The 22,111-nt window shown below is 42.6% G+C and carries 16 protein-coding genes; 12 read left to right on the forward strand and 4 right to left on the reverse strand.

Translation table 11 applies throughout. The annotated features are described in order from the left end of the window. The first annotated feature begins 44 nt into the window (after positions 1-44). The 3 genes from metF (at position 45) to gadC (ending at position 4,663) form a co-directional block, all read left to right on the forward strand. Positions 45-929 (forward strand): methylenetetrahydrofolate reductase, encoded by an 885-nt coding sequence (gene metF, locus G6Q48_RS13755; protein ID WP_166267012.1) that lies wholly within the window; start codon positions 45-47, stop codon positions 927-929. 667 nt (positions 930-1,596) lie between these two features. Next, entirely contained in the window at positions 1,597-2,997 is a 1,401-nt protein-coding gene (locus G6Q48_RS13760) for a glutamate decarboxylase (protein WP_102140406.1), read from the forward strand. 112 nt (positions 2,998-3,109) lie between these two features. Continuing rightward, positions 3,110-4,663, forward strand: coding sequence for a glutamate:gamma-aminobutyrate antiporter (gene gadC, locus G6Q48_RS13765; protein ID WP_102140407.1), 1,554 nt, complete (start codon positions 3,110-3,112; stop codon positions 4,661-4,663). A gap of 68 nt (positions 4,664-4,731) precedes the next feature. Here gadC and ppc read toward each other — a convergent pair whose 3' ends face one another. The 3 genes from ppc to metB form a co-directional block, all read right to left on the reverse strand. Then, positions 4,732-7,371 (reverse strand): phosphoenolpyruvate carboxylase, encoded by a 2,640-nt coding sequence (gene ppc / locus G6Q48_RS13770; RefSeq protein WP_166267014.1) that lies wholly within the window; start codon positions 7,369-7,371, stop codon positions 4,732-4,734. Between the two features lie 403 nt (positions 7,372-7,774). Further along, positions 7,775-10,216, reverse strand: coding sequence for a bifunctional aspartate kinase/homoserine dehydrogenase II (locus G6Q48_RS13780; protein WP_166267016.1), 2,442 nt, complete (start codon positions 10,214-10,216; stop codon positions 7,775-7,777). 12 nt (positions 10,217-10,228) lie between these two features. Beyond that, positions 10,229-11,389 (reverse strand): cystathionine gamma-synthase, encoded by a 1,161-nt coding sequence (gene metB / locus G6Q48_RS13785; protein ID WP_166267018.1) that lies wholly within the window; start codon positions 11,387-11,389, stop codon positions 10,229-10,231. Positions 11,390-11,704: 315 nt separating this feature from the next. Between metB and metJ the strand changes: the two genes are divergently transcribed. Beyond that, positions 11,705-12,022 (forward strand): met regulon transcriptional regulator MetJ, encoded by a 318-nt coding sequence (metJ, locus tag G6Q48_RS13790; protein ID WP_004265315.1) that lies wholly within the window; start codon positions 11,705-11,707, stop codon positions 12,020-12,022. Positions 12,023-12,387: 365 nt separating this feature from the next. Next, a complete protein-coding gene (locus G6Q48_RS13795; protein ID WP_166267020.1) occupies positions 12,388-13,116 on the forward strand; it encodes an outer membrane protein in 729 nt (242 codons plus the stop codon). Between the two features lie 66 nt (positions 13,117-13,182). Here the strand turns inward: G6Q48_RS13795 and rpmE are convergent, their stop codons facing one another. Next, the gene (rpmE, locus tag G6Q48_RS13800) at positions 13,183-13,398 is read right to left on the reverse strand and encodes a 50S ribosomal protein L31 (protein ID WP_004265313.1); all 216 of its coding nucleotides are present in this window, start codon (positions 13,396-13,398) and stop codon (positions 13,183-13,185) included. Between the two features lie 218 nt (positions 13,399-13,616). On the opposite strand from rpmE, the gene priA reads away from it, so the two are divergent. The 7 genes from priA (at position 13,617) to rraA (ending at position 21,864) form a co-directional block, all read left to right on the forward strand. Next, complete coding sequence (gene priA, locus G6Q48_RS13805) at positions 13,617-15,815, forward strand: primosomal protein N' (RefSeq protein WP_166267022.1); 2,199 nt, start codon at positions 13,617-13,619, stop codon at positions 15,813-15,815. A 341-nt stretch (positions 15,816-16,156) separates the two neighbouring features. Further along, positions 16,157-17,185: a DNA-binding transcriptional regulator CytR gene (cytR, locus tag G6Q48_RS13810; protein WP_166267024.1), complete on the forward strand. Its 1,029-nt coding sequence runs from the start codon at positions 16,157-16,159 to the stop codon at positions 17,183-17,185. A gap of 73 nt (positions 17,186-17,258) precedes the next feature. Continuing rightward, entirely contained in the window at positions 17,259-18,065 is an 807-nt protein-coding gene (ftsN, locus tag G6Q48_RS13815; protein WP_166267026.1) for a cell division protein FtsN, read from the forward strand. A gap of 169 nt (positions 18,066-18,234) precedes the next feature. Continuing rightward, the gene (gene hslV / locus G6Q48_RS13820; protein WP_166267028.1) at positions 18,235-18,765 is read left to right on the forward strand and encodes an ATP-dependent protease subunit HslV; all 531 of its coding nucleotides are present in this window, start codon (positions 18,235-18,237) and stop codon (positions 18,763-18,765) included. A 9-nt stretch (positions 18,766-18,774) separates the two neighbouring features. Then, entirely contained in the window at positions 18,775-20,109 is a 1,335-nt protein-coding gene (hslU, locus tag G6Q48_RS13825) for an HslU--HslV peptidase ATPase subunit (RefSeq protein ID WP_102140415.1), read from the forward strand. 187 nt (positions 20,110-20,296) lie between these two features. Continuing rightward, complete coding sequence (locus G6Q48_RS13830; protein ID WP_166267030.1) at positions 20,297-21,220, forward strand: 1,4-dihydroxy-2-naphthoate polyprenyltransferase; 924 nt, start codon at positions 20,297-20,299, stop codon at positions 21,218-21,220. Between the two features lie 119 nt (positions 21,221-21,339). Further along, positions 21,340-21,864 carry a ribonuclease E activity regulator RraA gene (gene rraA, locus G6Q48_RS13835; RefSeq protein ID WP_166267032.1) on the forward strand — a complete coding sequence of 175 codons (525 nt, stop codon included), beginning with the start codon at positions 21,340-21,342 and terminating at the stop codon, positions 21,862-21,864. The last annotated feature ends 247 nt before the right edge of the window (positions 21,865-22,111 follow it).

Raw genomic sequence — 22,111 nt, forward strand, 5'->3', positions numbered from 1 at the left:
ACGTACAAGAAATAGTAAGTCTGCAAATTGCGAGGTTACAGGGTATGAGTTTTTTTCACGCAAATCAGCGCGAAGCGCTAAATCAAAACTTAGCTGAATTAGATGGCCAGATTAATGTTTCATTTGAATTTTTCCCACCTCGCAGTGAAGAGATGGAACAGACACTGTGGAAATCCATCGATCGGCTGAAAAACCTGAAACCTAAATTTGTATCTGTGACTTATGGTGCGAATTCCGGTGAACGTGATAGAACGCACAGCATCATCAAAGATATTAAAGATAAAACCGGCTTGATTGCAGCTCCTCATCTAACTTGTATTGATGCAAGCTCTGATGAACTAAAAGAGATTGCTCGTGACTATTGGAATAATGGTATTCGCCATATTGTTGCATTGCGTGGTGATTTGCCTGACAACAGCCGTAAGCCAGATATGTATGCCGTTGATTTGGTCGAGCTGTTAAAAGGCGAAGCGGATTTTGATGTTTCTGTCGCAGCCTATCCTGAAGTTCACCCCGAAGCCAAAAGCGCGCAAGCCGATTTAATTAGTTTAAAAAAGAAGATTGATGCAGGTGCTAACCGTGCAATCACCCAGTTTTTCTTTGATGTTGAAAGCTATTTACGTTTCCGTGACCGCTGCGTCGCAACAGGAATTGATGTGGAAATTGTGCCGGGGATTTTACCTGTCTCTAACTTTCGTCAATTAGAGCGCTTCGCCAAACTCACTAACGTTCGCATTCCGGCATGGATGAGTAAAATGTACGAAGGGCTAGATAACGACCCTGAGAGCCGCAACCTTGTCGGGGCATCAATCGCCATGGACATGGTTAAAATCCTTAGCCGTGAAGGCGTGAAAGATTTCCATTTTTATACATTGAACCGTTCTGAGCTCACCTATGCCATCTGCCATACTCTGGGAGTTAGGCCTTAATTTCTTAGGATGAGGCAACTATTTTTGTCTCATCCCTTTGCTACTTGTCTTCTATACTTATAGATATCTTCTATTTCTTGTTTAAAAAAGACCCTGTCTCTTTAAGAAAAATATATTAACGTAATATCCAAACTCATTAAATTCGCGGGAAACTTTTCCACGATATAGCTCATGTTATTACCCTCTTTATATTCAAATTCATTTCACCACAATAAATATATTTAACGGTTAACGGTACAAATTAACTTTAAACACAATGAAAATTAGAATTTAAATAAAAGTTACATAAGTTAACATTATTGAAATATTCATTTTTGATGAATATTAATTTATTTTCGCCACATTTTCCACCCATATAAAATCAAATAAAAATAATAAAAAAGCTAAATTAGCAGAAATAAAAACCATAAAAATGTAATAGTTTAGTTAAATCTTGTAACCTGAGCATCATTTTATGAAAGCAATCAGCTCTTGCAAAAAATTATCTATAACCAAAATAATCACAAACCATCATTCACTCCACTGTGACTTTCTAATTATGACAGTTTTCATTAAATTATCTTTTTTATTTGATTGCTTTTGAATTTTTCAAAAGTCAGCGTATATTTAATATTGAGCTCAAGATTAATACTATTTGATTACCACATAGTCATTGAGGAATTAAAGCATGAGTAATAATGCATTAAATTCAAAATACAATGGAATAGATGATGTCTATGCATCATTAGAATTATCCAAATCATTACCGAAAACCAAATTTCCATTGAAAGAACAAGCACCACGTAATGTATTTAGTGCAGTACGCGATGAATTAATGTTAGATGGGAATTCACGCCAAAACTTAGCAACATTCTGCCAGACATGGGTGGATGATGAAATTCGTGATTTAATGGACTTATCTATCGACAAAAATATGATAGATAAAGACGAATATCCACAAACAGCAGAAATTGAAAACCGCTGCGTACATATGTTAGCGGACTTATGGAATTCACCAGAAGCAGAAAATACCCTTGGTTGTTCAACCATCGGGTCCTCAGAGGCTGCAATGCTTGGGGGGCTCGCGTTAAAATGGCAATGGCGTAAAAAACAGGCTGCTAAAGGGAAACCAACCGATAAACCCAACTTAATTTGTGGCCCAGTTCAAATCTGTTGGCACAAATTTGCCCGTTACTTCGATGTTGAGCTCAGAGAAATCCCTCTGGAAGGTGACCGTCTCATCATGACACCGGAAGAAGTGCTCAAACGTGTCGATGAAAACACCATTGGTGTCGTGCCAACGCTAGGGGTGACATTTACCTGCCAATATGAGCCCGTAAAAGCGGTACACGATGCGCTCGATAAACTGCAAAAAGAGACGGGTCTGGATATTCCTATCCATGTGGATGGTGCGAGTGGCGGGTTCTTAGCCCCATTTTGTGCTCCCGATTTAGAATGGGACTTCCGCTTACCACGGGTAAAATCCATTAATGCATCAGGCCATAAATTTGGTTTAGCCCCATTAGGCGCTGGCTGGGTAGTTTGGCGTGAAGCCAAAGACCTTCCCGAAGAATTGATTTTTAATGTGAATTATTTAGGCGGTAACATGCCAACATTCGCACTGAATTTCTCTCGCCCTGGCGGTCAAATCATTGCTCAATATTATAATTTCTTGAGGCTAGGCCGCGAAGGCTATGCAAAAATCCACAACGCTTGCTATGCAACCGCACAATACCTCAGCCGTGAAATTGAAAAATTAGGGCCATTTGAAATGATTTTTGATGGTAATAGCCAAACGGGTATCCCTGCACTAGCATGGAAACTGAAAGAAGGCACAACCACCAGCAAATATTCCCTCTATGATATCGCAGACAAACTGCGTAGTCGCGGCTGGCAAGTTCCTGCCTATTCAATGCCAGCAAACCGTGAAGATCTTGTTATTCAACGTATTCTAGTGCGTCATGGCGTCAGTTTAGATTTAGCCGCATTACTCATTGATGACTTCAAACGTACATTAGAGTATTTCGATAAGCACCCCGTCAATAACCCGCTAACGGAAGAAGAAGGCGGCGGCTTTAATCACAGTTAATTCTTTTATTCATGATTGTGTTGTTAACGAGCCAAAGAGCCTTAGGTTCTTTGGCTCCTACTGAGATCCGCCCTGCAAAGGCAGATTGTTTATCGATTTGAGGAGAACTCGTATGGCAACAACGACAGCTCCAGCCACAAAGCAACTGACACTACTTGGCTTTTTTGCCATTACTGCATCAATGGTGATGGCCGTTTATGAATACCCAACATTTGCAACATCTGGCTTTAGCCTCGTATTTTTCCTGCTATTAGGAGGATTATTGTGGTTTATTCCTGTCGCATTGTGTGCCGCAGAAATGGCAACCGTAGAAGGTTGGGAGGAAGGTGGTGTATTTGCATGGGTTTCTAATACATTAGGCGAACGTTGGGGATTTGCCGCCATTTCATTTGGCTATTTACAAATTGCGATTGGCTTTATTCCTATGCTGTATTTCGTCTTAGGGGCTCTATCTTATATTTTAAATTGGCCAGAACTTAATACAGACCCAATCACCAAAACGATAGGGGCACTTGTTATTCTTTGGGTATTGGCTTTCACTCAGTTTGGTGGAACCAAATATACGGCAACGATTGCGAAAGTCGGTTTCTTTGCGGGTATCTTACTTCCAGCGCTGATTTTGGTCTTTTTGGCAATCAGTTATTTAGTCAGCGGCTCTCCATTGGCCATTGAAATTAGTACCGAAACCTTTATTCCTGATTTCACCAAAATTGGCACACTCGTGGTATTTGTCGCCTTTATTTTGAGCTATATGGGTGTTGAAGCTTCAGCAACTCACGTCAATGAGATGAAAAACCCCGGTCGAGATTACCCCGCAGCCATGTTTTTACTCATGATAGCGGCAATCTGTTTAAGCTCAATTGGTGGGTTATCGGTGGCAGCCGTGATCCCAAACAGTGAAATTAATTTATCTGCTGGCGTGGTACAGACATTCAATGTGCTTGTCACACACTTTAATTCATCCCTTGAATGGGCCGTAAGGATTATTGCTGCACTATTATTACTTGGCGTACTGGCTGAGATTGCTTCTTGGATTGTTGGACCATCCCGCGGTATGTATGTCGCGGCACAGAAAGGTATTCTGCCGCAAAGCTTTGCCAAAGTGAATAAAAATGGCGTACCGGTAACACTGGTGATTTCCCAGTTGCTGATCACAACAGTAGCGATTATCGTCCTCACCAATACTGGGGGCGGTGGTAATATGTCATTCCTTATTGCTCTAGCCTTAACGGTAGTTATCTATTTATGTAGCTATTTCATGCTATTTTTAGGTTATATGCAGTTAGTTTGCAAACAACCCGAGAAAAAACGTGTCTTTAATATACCGGGGGGTAAAGGCATTAAAGTTCTCATTGCGTTAGTCGGCCTAATTGTTTCTATTTTAGCCTTTGTGATTTCATTCTTCCCACCGAGTTCTTTACCGAATGGTGCGAGTAATACCACCTATGTGACGTTACTTGCGGTTAGCTTTGTGATTATTTTCTTACTGCCCTTTGTTATTTATGCTTTCCATAACAAACAAGGTAAGAAAACTAATGTCTCTATGGTGCATATCAAAACGCATAATGCGCCAACTAACCATTTCTTTATTCACCCTCGAGCTCGTTCTGCATATCACTTGATCCATCATGATAAGTCAGATGATAGCTCATCTAGCTCACATTGATTTGTAAAATGATAAGGGCTGCTAAATGGCAGCCCTTAAATTATTTAATTACTTTCAAATGAAGAAAACTAACCCGTATTACGCATTCCTGCTGCCACGCCGGCTATCGTCACCATCAGTGCTTGTTCAACACGAGGGTCTGAATGCTCTTGTTGGCGGGAACGGTGTAAAAGCTCTGCTTGTAAGACGTTTAATGGGTCAGTATAAACATTACGTAATGCGATAGATTCCGCTATCCAAGGTAAATCCGCCATTAGCGCTTCGTCTTTCGAAACCGCCAATACGCTTTTAATATCCTCAGACAACTGGTCACGCAATTTTTGCCCCAATGGCCATAAGCGCTCTTCTACCAAGCGGTGATCGTAATATTCCGCCAGCCATAAGTCCGCTTTTGCATAAACCATTTCTAACATCGCAATACGCGTATTAAAGAATGGCCACTGCTGCCACATTTCATCAAGAATGGCTTGTTTGCCTTCTTTCTCAATGACATGTTTTAACGCTGCTCCTGCCCCTAACCATGCGGGTAACATTAAGCGGTTTTGTGTCCATGCAAAAATCCATGGAATAGCACGCAAGGTTTCAACGCCCCCCGTTGGACGACGTTTAGCAGGACGTGACCCAAGCGGTAACTTGCCAAGCTCTAATTCTGGCGTCGCAGCACGGAAATAAGGGACAAAATCCGGTTGTTCACGTACATAATCACGGTACATCGCGCAAGAAACATCAGATAACGAATCCATCACCGACTTCCACTCATTTTTAGGCTCTGGTGGTGGTAATAGGTTCGCTTCTAATATTGCACTGGCGTATAACGCCAAGCTACTGATGGTCACTTGTGGTAAACCAAACTTGAAACGGATCATTTCCCCTTGCTCAGTCACACGCAAACCGCCTTTTAGACTTCCCGGGGGCTGAGATAATAATGCCGAATGTGCTGGCGCACCACCACGACCAATTGTGCCACCACGTCCGTGGAATAGCGTCAATGTCACGCCTTCTTTTTCGCACAACTTAATCAATGCATCTTGTGCGCGATACTGCGCCCATGAAGCCGCCATTACCCCTGCGTCTTTTGCTGAGTCCGAGTAACCAATCATCACCATTTGGCGATCATCGATAAGGTCGCGATACCATTCAATGCTTAAAAGCTTTGTCATCACACTTTCAGCATTATTTAAATCTTCCAGTGTTTCGAATAATGGCGCGACGGGTAAGCGAACTGACGCGCCATTCTCTTTCAGCAGTAATTTAACCGCCAACACATCTGATGGGACTTTCGCCATTGAAATCACATATGCCGCGACAGAATCATTTTTGGCTTTTGCTATCACTCGGCACGTTTCAAATACTTCCTGAGTTTCCGCACTTGGTTGCCAATCTTGTGGGATCAGTGGACGTAGAGATTGCAACTCAGCCAGTAAGAACTGCTGTTTCTCTTCTTCTGACCACTGAGAGTAATCACCCAGCCCTAAATACTGAGTTAGCTCTGCAATGGCTTCTGTGTGACGAGTGCTTTCTTGGCGCACATCAATACGTACCAGCTGTAAACCAAAGCTACGAATGCGACGCAAAGTATCCAAGAGCTGACCATTGGCAATAATTTTCATATTGCAGGCAATCAGTGACTGATAACACGCGTATAGCGGGTCCCATAATTGGGCGTTATCCACCAATAAGTCTGCCGGTGGTAAAACTTGCTCGCCTTTTACACGGCGCTCTAAGTACTCTAGCGTCGAAAATAGTTGGCTACGTAAATTCTTCGCGATTTGGCGATAAGGCTCATCAACGTCATCTCCCCCGGCTAACGCACGCAGCTCTGGGGTCGCTTCCGTCATCGAAAGTTCTGAAACCAATACTTGAATATCTTTGAGGAATAAGTCCGCAGCTTTCCAGCGACTTAACAATAGAACTTGGCGAGTCACATCCGCAGTCACGTTCGGGTTACCGTCACGGTCACCCCCCATCCATGAGGTAAAACGAATCGGATTGGCTTCAACGGGTAACACCGCGCCAATTGAGTCTTCCAGCTGTTCATTAAATTCACGTAAGAAAGCGGGAACCCCTTCCCATAATGAGTTTTCAACAACGGCAAAGCCCCATTTCGCCTCATCTATTGGTGTTGGGCGAATTTTACGGATCTCATCGGTGTGCCATGATTGCGCCACCAATTGGCGTAAGCGACGCATGATGTTATTGCGTTCGTAATCCGCAATATCATCATGGTCGAGTTGTGATAAACAGTTATTTACCTCAACCAATTTATGGATCAATGTACGACGAGCAATTTCTGTTGGGTGAGCCGTTAAAACCAGCTCAATTGAAAGCTGTTCAACCGCTTTTTGGATATCGCCATCAGTGAAGTTTTTGCCTTTTAGTCGGCCAAACAGATTTTTTAATGCGACTGGGTTACTTGCGGCTTCACCATGAGGTGAAATACTGTGGTATTGCTCCGCGACATTTGTCAGGTTTAAGAATTGGTTAAATGCCCTTGCAACGGGTAGCAATTCATCATTAGAGAGATTTTGTAATGTCATCAGCAGCTTTTGGCGCTGAACTTCATTACCTGCACGAGAAGATTTGGAAAGCTTACGAATGGACTCAACTTTGTCGAGTATGTCCTCACCTAAGGCTTCCTTGATGGTATCGCCGAGTAGCTTACCCAGCATACTGACATTACTGCGCATTGCGGAATATTGCTGATTCATGAGACTCCTGACCTTGTGCTTCTGGCAGAATGCATTCCCGCACGGTTCACGGTTAACAGACTGCTACCTGTTTCCTGTAACTAAATTTCAGTCGGCTGCGTTAGAGTTGTCGTTTTGTGATGCAGGCCGCTAAATTTACCCTTCAGTGTATATTCATATCAGAAAAAAATGACTTTGGGGGATTTTTCTGAAATTTAATTACAGCCTTATTTTTATTAATTTTTCTTATTTAAGTATTGTTTCAGCGCAATATATCGTCGATTCAGCACTTTTAAGACATGAATAATGTTTAAGAATTAAATCGTCAGAATAAAAAACAGAAAATGAAAGGATAAATTAAAAATTTTCATGACGCATTGATGCCCCCTATACCATAGGGAACACCAATACGATTGGAAAATGATTATAAAAGTTGAGAGAGTCGATTGAGATCGGATTGAATAGCGCCCGCAGTCACATCTCGTCCTGCGCCAGGGCCACGGATCACTAATGGGTTGTCTCGATACCAACGGCTTTCGATAGCAAACACATTGTCACCCGGTAATAATGAAGCCAGAGGATGTTCCGGTTTCACGGCTTCCACGCCCACTTTTGCCTTGCCTTTTACCGCATCAAACCGCGCTACATAGCGTAGCACTAACCCGAGCTCTTGCGCAGCTTCTAAGCGCTGCTGCATTTGTTCGTTAATGACAGCACTGTTTTCAAAAAACTCATCCAAAGAGCCCGTCTGTGCTTGTTTTGGTACTAAAGATTCAACCCTCACATCACCCGGCTCAATGTCATAACCCGCTTCACGGGCTAAAATAATTAATTTCCGCATAACATCTTGCCCTGATAGGTCAATACGTGGGTCTGGCTCAGTTAACCCTTGCTGCCAAGCTTGCTCTACTAGCTCACTAAATGGAATGGAGCCGTCAAACTGTAAAAATAGCCATGATAGCGTTCCCGAAAAAATACCACTGATACTCAGGATAGAATCACCGCTTTCTTTTAAATCCCTAACCGTATAGTTAATCGGTAACCCTGCCCCTACTGTCGCGTTATATAACCAATGACGACCTGTTTTTGAAAATGCATCGCGGATTTGACGATATTGTGCCGTTTGCGCTGCACCCGCAATTTTATTTGCACTGATCACATGAAAGCCATAACTCGCAAAATCAACATAATTATTTGCCAGTGTTTCACTTGCCGTGACGTCTAACACCACGAGATCATCATAAGGGTGGGAACGCATCCATAAAAATAGGTTATCGTCCTCATGCTCTACGGCTTCATCATCAAAGAAAGCTAGTGCACGACTTGGGTCAATCCCTTGGTAATTCAGTAAGCTACGGCGGCTGTCTACTACGCCTGCTAAGACAAAATCAAAGTCACTACGTGCCGAAATTTTGTGTTGTTCCGCGTCAAAAAGCTCTAGCCAACGCGCACCAATATTTCCTTTACCAAATAACACTAAACCAATGCGTTTTTCTGCACGAAATAAGCTCTGGTGCATCCCTTGAATTAGGTGCTCTGTTTGGTTTGAGCGCAATACCGCCACTAAACTAATCGCATCCTCTGAATGCCAAATAAATTCAACAGGTTGCCCTTTCAGTTCCTCATAAAAACGGTGGCTATGTAGCGGTTTTTTACATACCCCCGCACCGACTAATGCCACCAGAGAAAAACCTTCGCGTAATGATAATGACCCCGGTAAACCGGCTTCTTCAAGAGCATTTAAAGCACTCTCGACAATTTCGGAGGTATAACATAATTGCAGTAAAGAACGGTCATGATGAATACCGCGAGCCAAAGGACGTAATTGAGCTCGTTTAAGTAATAAGTCCACATCTTTGCAAATTTGTTTAAAGTCACGCCCTGTCGCGATGCGCAATTCAATTAAGCACACATCATCATGGCTAGTGACAATTTTTGCTCCTGCACCTGACGCAAGTACCCGCTCAATTTTTGTTGAACCTTGTTCAGGTTGATAGCTACACCTTAATTGCAAATCAATATTACTCACGGAAACAGGCTGTAAAGTGCGTGTGTGTAAAACAGGTGCCGCCAAACGTGCTAATTCACTGGCTTCATCTAGGCGCAGTAAGGGTAACAAACAGGCATCTTTCACCTTGCGAGGGTCCGCGCTATATACCCCAGCGACATCACTCCAAATCGTGACTTTTTCTACATCAGCCAACGCGCCGACTTGTGTTGCAGAATAGTCACTCCCATTACGCCCAAGCAGTACGGTTTCACCTTGCTGATTACGCGAAATAAAGCCTGTCACGACAATACGCCTGTTCGGTAACTGAGTTAGCTGCTGTTGCAATAAATAACGTGATTGGATTTCATCAACCTGTGGTTGTGCCGCGCGTTCGGCGCGTAAAAATAAGCGTGCATCTAACCAAGCGCTCATCATACCTGCCTGTGCAAGCACTTCAGCCATGAGACGCGCAGACCAAATTTCACCATGGCCGACCAATTCTGCATAAGTCGCATCATTTGTGGGTTGATCCAACAATGCACTTAAACGCTCTAAATCGTGAATAAATAGTTGGCTTAATTCTATGGCTTTCTGTTCGGGTAAAAGAGATTCAATTAAATCAAGTTGATAACAGCGTAATGACTGTTGAGCTTGATGAGCTGAAATACGGTCACTTTGGCTTAATTTCAACCAATTAATCAACTGATTGGTTGTACTACCCGCGGCAGAAACCACCATTAAATCACCGGGTTGGCTATAGTTTGCCATAATTGTTGCAACGCGTTGATAGCACTTCGCATCGGCTAAACTGCTGCCCCCAAACTTATGTAACTGGCGGTGGCAAGGAGCCACCTCAACCGCTGTTAGTACACTCATCAAAAAACTCCGCTAACGTTGTGCCGCAACCTTAAATGCGTGGTCTAAGTCTGTGATTAAATCCTGAGAGTCTTCAATTCCCACTGAAATTCTTAGCAAGCTATCTGTGATCCCCGCTTGCGCACGGGCTTCTGCTGACATACCTGCATGCGTCATTGTCGCGGTATGGGAAATCAATGTTTCCACACCACCTAATGACTCCGCTAATGTAAACAAGCTGAGTGAGCGAAGAAAATGGCGAAGTTGTGACTCATCACCTGCAAATTCAAAACTCAGCATCGCTCCAAAGCCTTTTTGTTGTTTTACTGCTATTTCGTGCCCGGGGTGATCTTCTAATGCAGGATAATACAATTTTTTCACTAAAGGCTGTGATTTAAGATATTTTACGATCTCTTGTGCATTTTGCTGTTGCTGTAATACACGTGGAGATAATGTCCGAATACCTCTCAATAGTAGATAGCTATCAAAAGCGCCCCCAGTAACACCAATATTATTCGCCCACCAAGCAAGCTCTGTTACCCACTTTTCTTCTTTCGCAATCACCACCCCTGCAACGATATCAGAATGGCCATTCAGGTATTTAGTGCATGAATGCACCACAAAATCTGCACCGAGTGAAAGAGGCTGCTGCAAAATTGGGCTTAAAAAAGTATTATCTACAACGACTAATGCACCTACATCATGAGCCAACTGTGCAATATGCTGTATATCAAAAATTCTTAATAGCGGGTTACTTGGTGTTTCGATTAACACTAATTTGGGCTTTTTCGCTAATGCAGCCTGCAATGCAGATTCATCACTTTGGTCGACAAATTGCACCTGATACGCCCCACGCTGGCTTTGGCTATTAAATAACCGGTAGCTTCCGCCGTAACAGTCATGTGGCGCAACGAGTAAATCCCCCGGTTGCAGAAAAACGGTACATAACAGGTGAAGCGCAGACATCCCACTGTTAGTCATTACCGAACCACTACCCCCCTCAAGTTGTGCCAATGTTTTTTGCACAATATCACGCCCTGGGTTTCCACGACGTGAATAATCATGAGCTCTCGGTTCATTAAAATCAGTAAAATTATAGGTACTGGATAAATAAATGGGAGGCACTACGCAACCAAATTGTTGGTCTTCATTTAATCCATTATGAATTGCGATAGTTGACGGCTTGTAAGTCATAAACGCTTCTCCTGAACAGTGATAGGCTAAATCATACCCATCGGATGTTTGGACGTCAACATATCTAGACGTCCAAACCTCTTTACGTTTATATCAACTAATGGAATAATCAACCTTAATTATGATGTGTAAATTGATAGTCAATCACACAAATCAGCTTAACTTACTAATTTCACAAAAAATATTGTGATAAACTAAGTGAAGTGTCGTCACGTTTGTATGCAGTTCTTCATCCTTGAAAGCTTAGATTAAGTTTCTATTAAAAAGAATGTGCATATTATTTTTAATTATTACTGAAAATATCCAAGGTATCCCATGGCTGAATGGAATGGTGAGTATGTCAGTCCGTATGCTGAACATGGCAAAAAGAGTGAGCAAGTTAAAAAAATCACAGTATCTATCCCATTAAAAGTACTGAAAATTTTAACTGATGAGCGGACTCGTCGTCAGATTAACAACTTACGCCATGCCACTAACAGTGAACTCCTGTGTGAAGCTTTTTTACATGCATTCACAGGCCAACCACTGCCAAATGATGAAGATTTGCGTAAAGAGCGTAATGACGAGATCCCTGAAGCTGCAAAAGAAATTATGCGTGAATTAGGTATCGACCCTGAAACGTGGGAATACTAATCCCAATTAGTCGCCATTACGTGCCTAAAAGTTTTGACTACGTCGCAAGCCTTGCGGCGTAGTTACCCCTCTATATTTCCGCCCAGATACCTATGAATGAGTTTAAATTCAACAAGCACTAGGTAGGCCATTACTCATTTTGCCAAACCTAATCCATTAACATCAAACACTGTTAAAATTGACAGGATAACAACTTAGCTTTTTGTGCTTTTCTGTGTTTTAGTTCTATTTAATTAGCAAATTTAATATTTTAAAAGCAATTTGTTTTGTTTATCAATAATTTGATAATTCCACTTAAATCAATTAAAAATTATGCCATATAATAGATAAGGATATTTAACTAACTATTAAATGGTAAATAAGCAATGAAAAAAGTAATTTTAGTTTCTCTTTTAAGCCTTACGTTTAGTGGTCTGGCTATGGCATCTAGTAATGGTTTTTATGTTTCTGGAAAATTAGGTACATCTATTCTTAAATTATCAGACCAGAAATGGGAAGAATCAGATGTAGGTTTTTATGAAAGCTATAACAACGGTAGCAAAACCAAGGCAGTATTCGGTGGTGGTATTGCATTAGGTTATGACTTATATGATGTGACATCTCTTCCGTTACGTGCTGAATTAGATATTGCACTAAGAGGTAAAGCTTCATCTAAACATAATCTTTTCTATGAAAACAATAGCTTCTTTACCGCTTCAGATGACATCAAAAACGATATCACATTGAATACCTTCATGGTTAATGCTTATTATGACTTCAAAAATGAAACCAATTTTACCCCTTACGTATCAGTTGGATTAGGTTTAGCAAGTATTAAGCATAAATCTAGTTATTCATACGAAGAAAAAAGCCATCATGGTATGTACTATGGCTATGATTCATTCTCTAAATCGAAAACCAACAGTAACTTTGCTTGGAGCTTAGGTTTAGGTTCACAATATGCAATTAATGATAATCTTTCATTAGATTTAAGCTATCGTTTCTTAGATGCAGGAAAATCAGATGTTAGCTATAACGCAGATGGCGAAACGCTCAAGTCCAAAGTGAAAGTACGTAGTAATGACATCATGTTTGGCGTGGTTTACCGTTTCTAACGGCTTATTTTAGGCATTAAAAAAGGGAAACTCAGTTTCCCTTTTTTTTCGCATTCACAAGTTCGATTATTTTTTAGAACCTGGGATGCTGAAACGTTGGTTGAAGCGATCAACACGACCACCAGTCGCAACATCACGCTGTTTACCAGTATAGAACGGGTGGCAGTTACCACAAACGTCCAGGTTCAGCGAGTGACCAGCAGTTGAATTAATTTTCATTACATTACCGCAAGAACAAGTTGCAGTAACTTCTTCGTATTTAGGGTGAATACCTTTTTTCATGGGAGAACCTCTATTAAGGCCGTGTCGCCATTCCAGCCCTAACGCCGGACACCACACGTCGTGTTGATTGAATTTAATATATTGGTAAAAATAGATACCAAAGGCGGCGGATCATACAGAAATTCTGTTTATCACGCAATGAAAACCGAGTAAATTTTGTGGTACTCTAGTCAACAATCGCTCGCATTATCGCATAAAAAACAGACGGAAAACCAGATATGATCGTCGTTCAGGTGGCTTTACCTGTCCCTTTAAACCGCACATTTGATTATCGCCTTCCTGATAACATGCCACTCCCAGTGATTGGCAGCCGTGTTATGGTGCCATTTGGCAAGCGCCAAGCCCTTGGTATTGTGGTAAAGCACAGCGATAAAAGCGAGTTTGCTGAAGATAAATTAAAAGCCATCGAGTTGGTTCTCGACCACCAAACACTCTTCCCTGATGATATTTGGCAGCTCTTACTGTGGTCTTCTCAATACTATCATTACCCAATAGGCGAAGTACTCTTCCACGCATTACCCACACTATTGCGCCAAGGTAAACCCGCTGAATTTACCCCTATTTGGCAATGGCAAGTAACGGATGAAGGCTTAGCGGTTGACCTTAATGAACTAAAACGTTCTCCAAAACAGCAGCAAGCTCTTGCACTTTTGCGTCGTAGACCCGTTTATCGCCATCAAGTCAGTGAGCTTGAAATCAGTGAAAGCGCTCTGCAAGCACTGAAAAAGAAAGCTTATATTGATTTACACCCCGTTCAACCGACTAGCGAAAAGTGGCAACCAAGCTTTACAGTTTGTGGTGAAAGGCTGCGCCTTAATAGTGAGCAAGCCACAGCGGTCGGTGCTATACGTGCTGAAGATGACCAATTTTCGCCATGGCTGCTCGCAGGGATCACAGGGTCCGGTAAGACGGAAGTATATCTGAGTGTATTGGAAAATGTCCTTGCCCAAGGTAAGCAAGCTTTAGTTTTGGTGCCTGAAATTGGCTTAACCCCACAAACCATTAACCGTTTTCGTGAGCGCTTCAATGCCCCCGTAGATGTTTTGCACTCAGGGCTTAACGATAGCGAGCGTTTAGCTGTTTGGTTACGCACTAAACAAGGGCAAAATGCCATTATTATTGGTACTCGCTCGGCACTGTTCACCCCTTTCGCCCACCTTGGCATTATTATTATTGATGAAGAGCATGACAGCTCATATAAACAGCAAGATGGCTGGCGTTATCACGCCCGTGATTTAGCTGTTTTCCGTGCTAAAAAGAACAATATACCGATTGTCATGGGGACCGCGACCCCGTCATTGGAAACCTTATTCAATGTTCAACAACATAAATATCGGCAATTAAATCTCACGATTCGTGCCGGTAATGCACGTCCTGCGGCTCAACACCTTATTGACTTAAAAGGCCAGCCGTTAAAATTTGGCCTTTCGCATTTATTGATTCAACATATTAAAGAACACCTTGCACAAAACAATCAGGTGATTTTATTTTTAAATCGTCGAGGCTATTCTCCGACATTAATTTGCCATGAATGTGGTTGGATTGCGGAGTGCCAGCGTTGTGACCACTATTACACCTTGCACCAAAACTTTCATCAATTACGCTGCCACCATTGTGATAGCCAACGCCCTGTGCCTCGCCAATGCCCACAATGTGGTTCAACGCATTTAGTGCCTGTTGGTATGGGAACTGAGCAACTTGAGGAAGGTATCTGTGAACTATTCCCTGATACCCCTGTTACCCGTATTGACCGTGATACCACCAGCCGCAAAGGGGAACTGGAGCAGCATTTAAACCAAGTGCATGAAGGAGGAGCTCGCATTCTTATTGGTACGCAGATGCTCGCCAAGGGCCACCACTTTCCTGATGTCACCTTAGTCGCCTTATTAGATGTCGATGGGGCATTATTCTCGAGCGACTTCCGTGCAGCCGAACGGTTTGCCCAATTATACGTGCAAGTTTCTGGTCGAGCGGGGCGAGCCGGTAAGCAAGGCGAAGTGTTCTTACAAACCCACCATCCCGAGCACCCTCTGTTACTCACACTGCTTGAAGAGGGTTATAATGCATTTACCCAAGAAGCGATGGAGGAGCGTAGGGTCGCGATGTTACCGCCTTATACCAGCCATATATTGATCCGCTCGGAAGATCACAACAACCAAGATTCACGCCAATTTCTGCAAAATGTGCGGCAATATATTGCTGAACATCCCCAAAGTGACGCGAAAATGTGGATCCTAGGCCCTTCGCCGTCGATTCAAGCCAAACGCGGTGGCCGATTCCGCTGGCAATTGCTATTGCAGCACCCTTCACGACTTTATCTACAGCAGTTTATGGCGAAGCGACTGCCAGAAATACTTCAACAGCCAGAAAGTCGCAAGGTAAAATGGAACATTGATGTTGACCCGACGGATTGTTAACTCATTATCCATGCTAAATGATTCATTTTATCTAACCATTTAACGTTATAAACCATACCAATATTTTCTTCGCAGTATGTTGATAAATTTGAATTATTTACCCTATAATGCTAAACAGTCAAATTGAGCATTTTTTATACACATTGAGTTTCATTTATCTTTTTGCCCTTAGAATTATTTTCAAAATTTGCGAAGTAGCTCTAAAAAATGACGCAAGTCACACTTTTTATGCAAACTAGGTAACAGATATTATTGAGAAACCAATTAGAATAACCACTAATAATGACGTACTTGCGCCATTCAAAAAAAGCAAACGATTAAATCAATCTAAGGAAGGCGTTGTGGAAAGTAAAAAACACAATAACACGGCAACAATGAAAGATGTTGCTAGTGCCGCGGGCGTTTCGACAGCGACGGTGTCTAGAACACTCATGAACCCGGAAAAAGTTTCTTTGCAAACACGCCAAAAAGTCGAACAAGCGGTGATGGATGTTGGATATTATCCTCATAACCTTGCTAGAAGCTATAAGCGCAATGAATCAAAAACAATTCTAGTACTCGTTCCTAATATCCGTGACCCTTTCTTTAGTGATGTCGTGTGCGGCATTGAAGAAATCGCAGCTCAAGAAGGCTACTTTGTTTTGATTGGGGACTGCAAACACCAAGAAAAACAAGAAAATGCCTTTATTAACCTCATTATTACCAAACAAATTGATGGCATGGTCTTACTGGGTTCAAATATTCCCTTCGATATCTCAACCGAAGAGCAGAAAAACCTCCCTCCGATTGTGATGGCAAATGAATTCGCCCCTGAACTAAAGCTGCCTACTGTACATATTGATAACCTCACAGCCGCATTTAATGCGACACATTACCTGCAAAAACAAGGCCATAAACTGATTGCTTGTATTGCAGGCCCCAACCATATGCCTTTAAGCCAATACCGTTTAGAAGGTTATAAAAAAGCCATGTTGCGTACAGGCGAAAAATTGCGTGAAAATTATATTGTTCGTGGCGATTTTACCCATGAAGGTGGCGCTGAAGCGGTAAAAACATTACTGTCACTTCCTGAACCACCAACCGCAATCTTTTGCCATAGTGACATCATGGCGATTGGCGCGATGTGGCAAGCGAAAAAAATGGGCTTAACGCTCCCAGATGACCTCTCTTTTGTTGGTTTCGATAACTTAGAACAAGCAAAATACACCTTACCAGCCCTAACGACTATCAACCAACCTCGCGCTGAAATTGGTCATCATGCGATGCAATTACTGCTTGAGCAGATCCATGGACACAATGTTAACCCGGGCTCACGTCTCCTAGATTCTGATTTAATCATCAGAGAGAGCACAAAAGCGCCTAAAAGCTAGTCAAAGTTGCTCAGGTTAAGTAACATGTTAAGCCAAATGACGACGAACAATTGATAACTAGTGAATTAATAGCGTGGCACAAAAAGATTATGTAGCTCGAGGGCGCTCATCCGCTCGTAAAAAAAGCAAAGGTAAATCCAAGAAAGCACAAGGACTACCAATGACAACATTGGTTGTCGCTGTCGCGATTGTCGTGCTATTTGTTGGCGGCCTGTTTTACATCACCCAAAATAAAAAGGACACGCCGCAACCCCAAGTTGTCACACCAACAACACCGGGAAGTACGCTTCCACCAAAACCTGAAGAGCGTTGGCGCTATATTAAAGAGCTCGAACGTCGTGGTGTGGATACGCCAAATATTCAACAACCAAGCACAGGTAATAATATTGTGCGCCCATCAGATTTAACACCTGAGCAGCGCCAGCTATTAGAACAAATCGATTCTGATCGACGTCAACCTGTGACCAATTTACAAGAAGTTCCCTCGAATGGTAAACCGGTGCCACGCTCACAAGTGCTAATCAATGAGCCAGCCCAACCTATCGAGCCAGTGCAACGTAAACCGGCGGCTAATATCCCTCCGAAGCTTGAGGCTCAACCAACTGCGCCAGCAGCTCAACCACAAACAGCACCAAGTACTAAACCGGCTAACAGTTTGCAAAACATGATTGTTCAATGTGGTTCATTCCGTACAGCTGAACAAGCCGGGTCTGTACAAGCCACTCTGGCATTTTCAGGTATTGAAAGCCGTGTAAGTGCAGGTGGTGGTTGGCACCGTATTGTTTTAGGCCCTTATTCCAAGTCCACTGCCGAAAAAATGCGTGACCGCGCAGCAAGTGCAGGTGTTTCTGGTTGTATTCTTCGTGCGTCTGGGGGTTGAAAAACCTCAGCGCCCCCCCCATGTACTGTTTTAATGTACTCATGAGCGGTACTTTGTGTCTTCAACCTAGTTCAAGTGATAGTTAATTAAACAACTATCACTTGAATTTAATCTTTTGAAAATCACATTCAACCGCATTCTTTTTTGTAATAAAACCAGGGGCTAACTCATGACAACAATCGTAAGTGTTCGCCGTAATGGCCAGGTCGTAATTGGTGGTGATGGACAGGCGACGATGGGTAATACCGTCATGAAAGGCAATGTCCGCAAAGTTCGCCGTTTATACAACGACAAAGTCATTGCCGGATTTGCCGGTGGCACCGCAGACGCATTCACATTATTTGAACTGTTCGAGCGCAAACTCGAACTTCATCAGGGCCATTTAACCAAAGCAGCCGTTGAACTTGCTAAAGATTGGCGTACTGACCGCATGCTTCGTAAATTAGAAGCCTTATTAGCTGTCGCTGATGAACACACTTCACTAATCATTACGGGTAATGGTGATGTGGTTCAACCGGAAAACGACTTGATTGCTATTGGCTCCGGTGGCCCATATGCGCAATCAGCCGCACGTGCTTTGTTAGAAAATACAGACTTAAGCGCTAAAGAAATCACTGAAAAAGCGCTCGCTATTGCGGGTGATATCTGTATTTACACCAACCATAACGTCAACTTTGAAGAAATTTCTTCAAAATCATAAGGATTTAGTATGTCCGAAATGACTCCACGCGAAATTGTCAGCGAACTCGACAATCATATTATTGGCCAAAATAAAGCCAAACGTTCTGTTGCGATTGCTCTGCGTAACCGCTGGCGCCGTATGCAGTTAAACGAAGTATTACGTCACGAAGTCACACCAAAAAATATTTTGATGATTGGGCCAACAGGGGTGGGTAAAACTGAAATTGCTCGCCGCCTTGCGAAATTAGCCAATGCGCCATTTATCAAAGTCGAAGCGACCAAATTTACTGAAGTCGGCTATGTAGGTAAAGAAGTTGACTCCATCATTCGCGATTTAACTGATTCAGCCGTTAAAATGGTGCGTTTGCAGTCTATCGAGAAAAACCGCTATCGTGCTGAAGAAATGGCTGAAGAGCGTATTTTAGATGTGCTTATCCCACCAGCAAAAAATAACTGGGGGCAGTCTGAGCCAACGGATGAGCATTCCCCAGCTCGCCAAGCATTCCGTAAAAAATTACGTGAAGGCCAATTAGACGATAAAGAAATTGAAATCGAAGTTGCGGCCTCCCCTATGGGCGTTGAAATTATGGCGCCTCCGGGCATGGAAGAGATGACAAACCAGTTACAATCCATGTTCCAAAACTTAGCAGGCCAAAAACAAAAACCTCGTAAGATGAAAATCAAAGAGGCATTCAAACTGCTCGTTGAAGAAGAAGCGGCTAAATTAGTCAACCCTGAAGAACTGAAAGAGCAAGCGATTGAAGCCGTTGAACAAAATGGTATTGTTTTCATCGATGAGTTCGACAAAATTTGTAAACGTGGCGGACAAAGTTCAGGCCCAGACGTATCCCGTGAAGGGGTTCAACGTGATTTACTGCCATTAATCGAAGGCTGTACCATTTCTACTAAACACGGGATGGTCAAAACTGACCACATTCTGTTTATTGCTTCAGGTGCATTCCAAGTTTCGAGCCCATCAGACTTGATCCCTGAGCTCCAAGGTCGTCTACCAATTCGTGTTGAGCTACAAGCGCTGACCACTGAAGATTTTGTACGAATTTTGACGGAACCAAACGCTTCATTAACTGAACAATATAAAGCGTTAATGGCAACAGAAGGCGTGAATATTGAATTCACAACTGACGGTATTCGTAAAATTGCAGAATCAGCATGGCAAGTGAATGAGTCAACCGAAAATATTGGTGCTCGTCGCTTGCACACGGTGCTTGAACGCTTAATGGAAGATATTTCTTTCGATGCCAGTGACCGTAACGGGCAAACTATCCAAATCGATGCAGACTATGTCAAACAGCACTTAGATGAGCTGGTGGCAGATGAAGACTTAAGTAGATTTATTTTATAATCTTATTAATTATCTGGTTTTCATGTATCCTTAATATACATCGACTAAAGTGCAGCTTTTATCGCTGCACTTTTTTCTATGAAATATTCTGCCCATTGCATTGAAAATACTAAGGTATTCATCTATATGATGGGTTATTAAACTATCAAGAACACGTCTCTAAAGAGTTTGAATTATAGGTAACTGCATGCAGTCGACATCCACAACAATAAGTCGTAAACAAGCTTGGATTGAAAGTCTCCGCCCTAAAACCCTACCATTAGGGGTGATTGCGATTGTGACAGGCTCTGCACTCGCTTATTTAACGAATAATTTTAAATGGCCCGTCGCTTTATTAGCACTTATCACCGCGGGGTTATTACAGATTTTATCGAACCTTGCGAATGACTATGGTGATGCGGTCAAAGGCTCTGATACGGCTGAACGTATTGGTCCATTACGCGGCATGCAAAAAGGCGTTATCACGCAAGCAGATATGAAAAAGGCGCTCAAGCTAAATATTACAGCAGCCTGCCTTTCTGGCTTACTCTTAATTATTGTCGCCTGTGAAAAACCAGAGGATGCCATTGGTTTCGTCGCATTAGGGCTTATTGCTATCTTAGCTGCCATTACCTATACCGTTGGCAAGAAACCGTATGGATACCTAGGGCTAGGGGATATTTCTGTCTTGATCTTCTTTGGCTGGCTAAGTGTCATTGGGACTTATTATTTACAGGCTAATAGTTTTAATATCATCACTGTCCTGCCTGCAACGGCCTGTGGGTTGCTCTCTGTCGCGGTATTGAATATCAATAATATGCGTGATATCGAAAATGATATTAAAGCAGGCAAAAACACCTTAGCGGTGCGCTTAGGCCCCCAAGGCGCTCGCATTTACCACACTATTATTATAGTTACGGCTATTTTATGTTTGGCCTTTTTTAATCTAATTTATTTGCACGGATGGAGCGGTTGGTTATTTTTACTTGCCGTACCGATGTTAATGAATCATTTACGCCGTGTTCTGAGTGACCCTACGCCAGAAGGTATGCGTCCTTTACTGGAAAATATGGTAAAAGCCGCGCTCGTGACTAACGTTTTATTCTCTATCGGCGTTGTGATGAGCAAATAATAATCACTATTTGTCGTTTTTTTGACTTTTTCCGCCTATTTTTAGGCGGGTAGCTTTGCCAAGTACGGTTCAAAAGGGATATACTGGTTACCTCTTGCAGCAAAAAAGACCTAACTCCTATGAAATATGATACTTCCGAACTCTGCGATATATACCAAGAAAGCGTTAACGTGGTAGAACCCCTTTTCTCCAACTTTGGTGGACGTACTTCATTTGGCGGTCAAATCATTACGGTTAAGTGTTTTGAAGATAACGGCCTAGTGTATGATTTGCTGGAAGAGGATGGTTCTGGTCGTATTCTACTGATTGATGGCGGCGGCTCTGTCCGTAAGGCACTCATTGATGCTGAAATTGCAAGGCTAGCCGTTGATAACCACTGGGAAGGTATTGTGGTTTATGGTGCAGTCCGTCAAGTTGATGCACTGATGGAGCTTGATCTCGGTATTCAAGCCATTGCTGCAATGCCTGCTGGTTGCCCTGATGAAGGTATTGGGGAAAGTGATATCCGAGTCAACTTTGGTGGAGTCACCTTCTTCTCTGGTGATTACCTCTATGCCGATAACACCGGTATTATCCTTTCTGAAGAGCCATTAACACCTTATGAGAACGACGGTTTCGTTGAAGATGACAATATCGACGCATAATCCGTTAAAAATTCTATAAATAAGGGCTGCAATGATTTGCGGCCCTTATTTTTATCTCAATCGGGCGAAAAGACGAAGCCAACCCTGTGACAACGTGAGGTATGACGAAAGTTTCTCTAAACCCTACAATGTGAGGCATAACAAATATTTCTCTAAATAATTCGTGTTGTAGGTAGGCGGCAAAGTCGATAAGACCCTAGAGGCATATAACGTCTGTGACTAGGGCGAAGAGACGAAGCCAACACCC

The organism is Providencia sp. M-27 (genome assembly GCF_011077905.1).
GTDB lineage: Bacteria > Pseudomonadota > Gammaproteobacteria > Enterobacterales > Enterobacteriaceae > Providencia > Providencia huaxiensis.

Excerpts from the sequence above, each read along its gene's own strand:
- gadC (WP_102140407.1), top strand. The coding sequence starts at position 3,110 with ATGGCAACAACGACAGCTCCAGCCACAAAGCAACTGACACTACTTGGC.
- G6Q48_RS13795 (WP_166267020.1), top strand. The coding sequence starts at position 12,388 with ATGAAAAAAGTAATTTTAGTTTCTCTTTTAAGCCTTACGTTTAGTGGT.
- metF (WP_166267012.1), top strand. The coding sequence starts at position 45 with ATGAGTTTTTTTCACGCAAATCAGCGCGAAGCGCTAAATCAAAACTTA.
- rpmE (WP_004265313.1), bottom strand. The coding sequence starts at position 13,398 with ATGAAAAAAGGTATTCACCCTAAATACGAAGAAGTTACTGCAACTTGT.
- ppc (WP_166267014.1), bottom strand. The coding sequence starts at position 7,371 with ATGAATCAGCAATATTCCGCAATGCGCAGTAATGTCAGTATGCTGGGT.
- rraA (WP_166267032.1), top strand. The coding sequence starts at position 21,340 with ATGAAATATGATACTTCCGAACTCTGCGATATATACCAAGAAAGCGTT.
- G6Q48_RS13830 (WP_166267030.1), top strand. The coding sequence starts at position 20,297 with ATGCAGTCGACATCCACAACAATAAGTCGTAAACAAGCTTGGATTGAA.
- hslU (WP_102140415.1), top strand. The coding sequence starts at position 18,775 with ATGTCCGAAATGACTCCACGCGAAATTGTCAGCGAACTCGACAATCAT.
- G6Q48_RS13780 (WP_166267016.1), bottom strand. The coding sequence starts at position 10,216 with ATGAGTGTACTAACAGCGGTTGAGGTGGCTCCTTGCCACCGCCAGTTA.
- metJ (WP_004265315.1), top strand. The coding sequence starts at position 11,705 with ATGGCTGAATGGAATGGTGAGTATGTCAGTCCGTATGCTGAACATGGC.
- G6Q48_RS13760 (WP_102140406.1), top strand. The coding sequence starts at position 1,597 with ATGAGTAATAATGCATTAAATTCAAAATACAATGGAATAGATGATGTC.
- priA (WP_166267022.1), top strand. The coding sequence starts at position 13,617 with ATGATCGTCGTTCAGGTGGCTTTACCTGTCCCTTTAAACCGCACATTT.
- hslV (WP_166267028.1), top strand. The coding sequence starts at position 18,235 with ATGACAACAATCGTAAGTGTTCGCCGTAATGGCCAGGTCGTAATTGGT.
- metB (WP_166267018.1), bottom strand. The coding sequence starts at position 11,389 with ATGACTTACAAGCCGTCAACTATCGCAATTCATAATGGATTAAATGAA.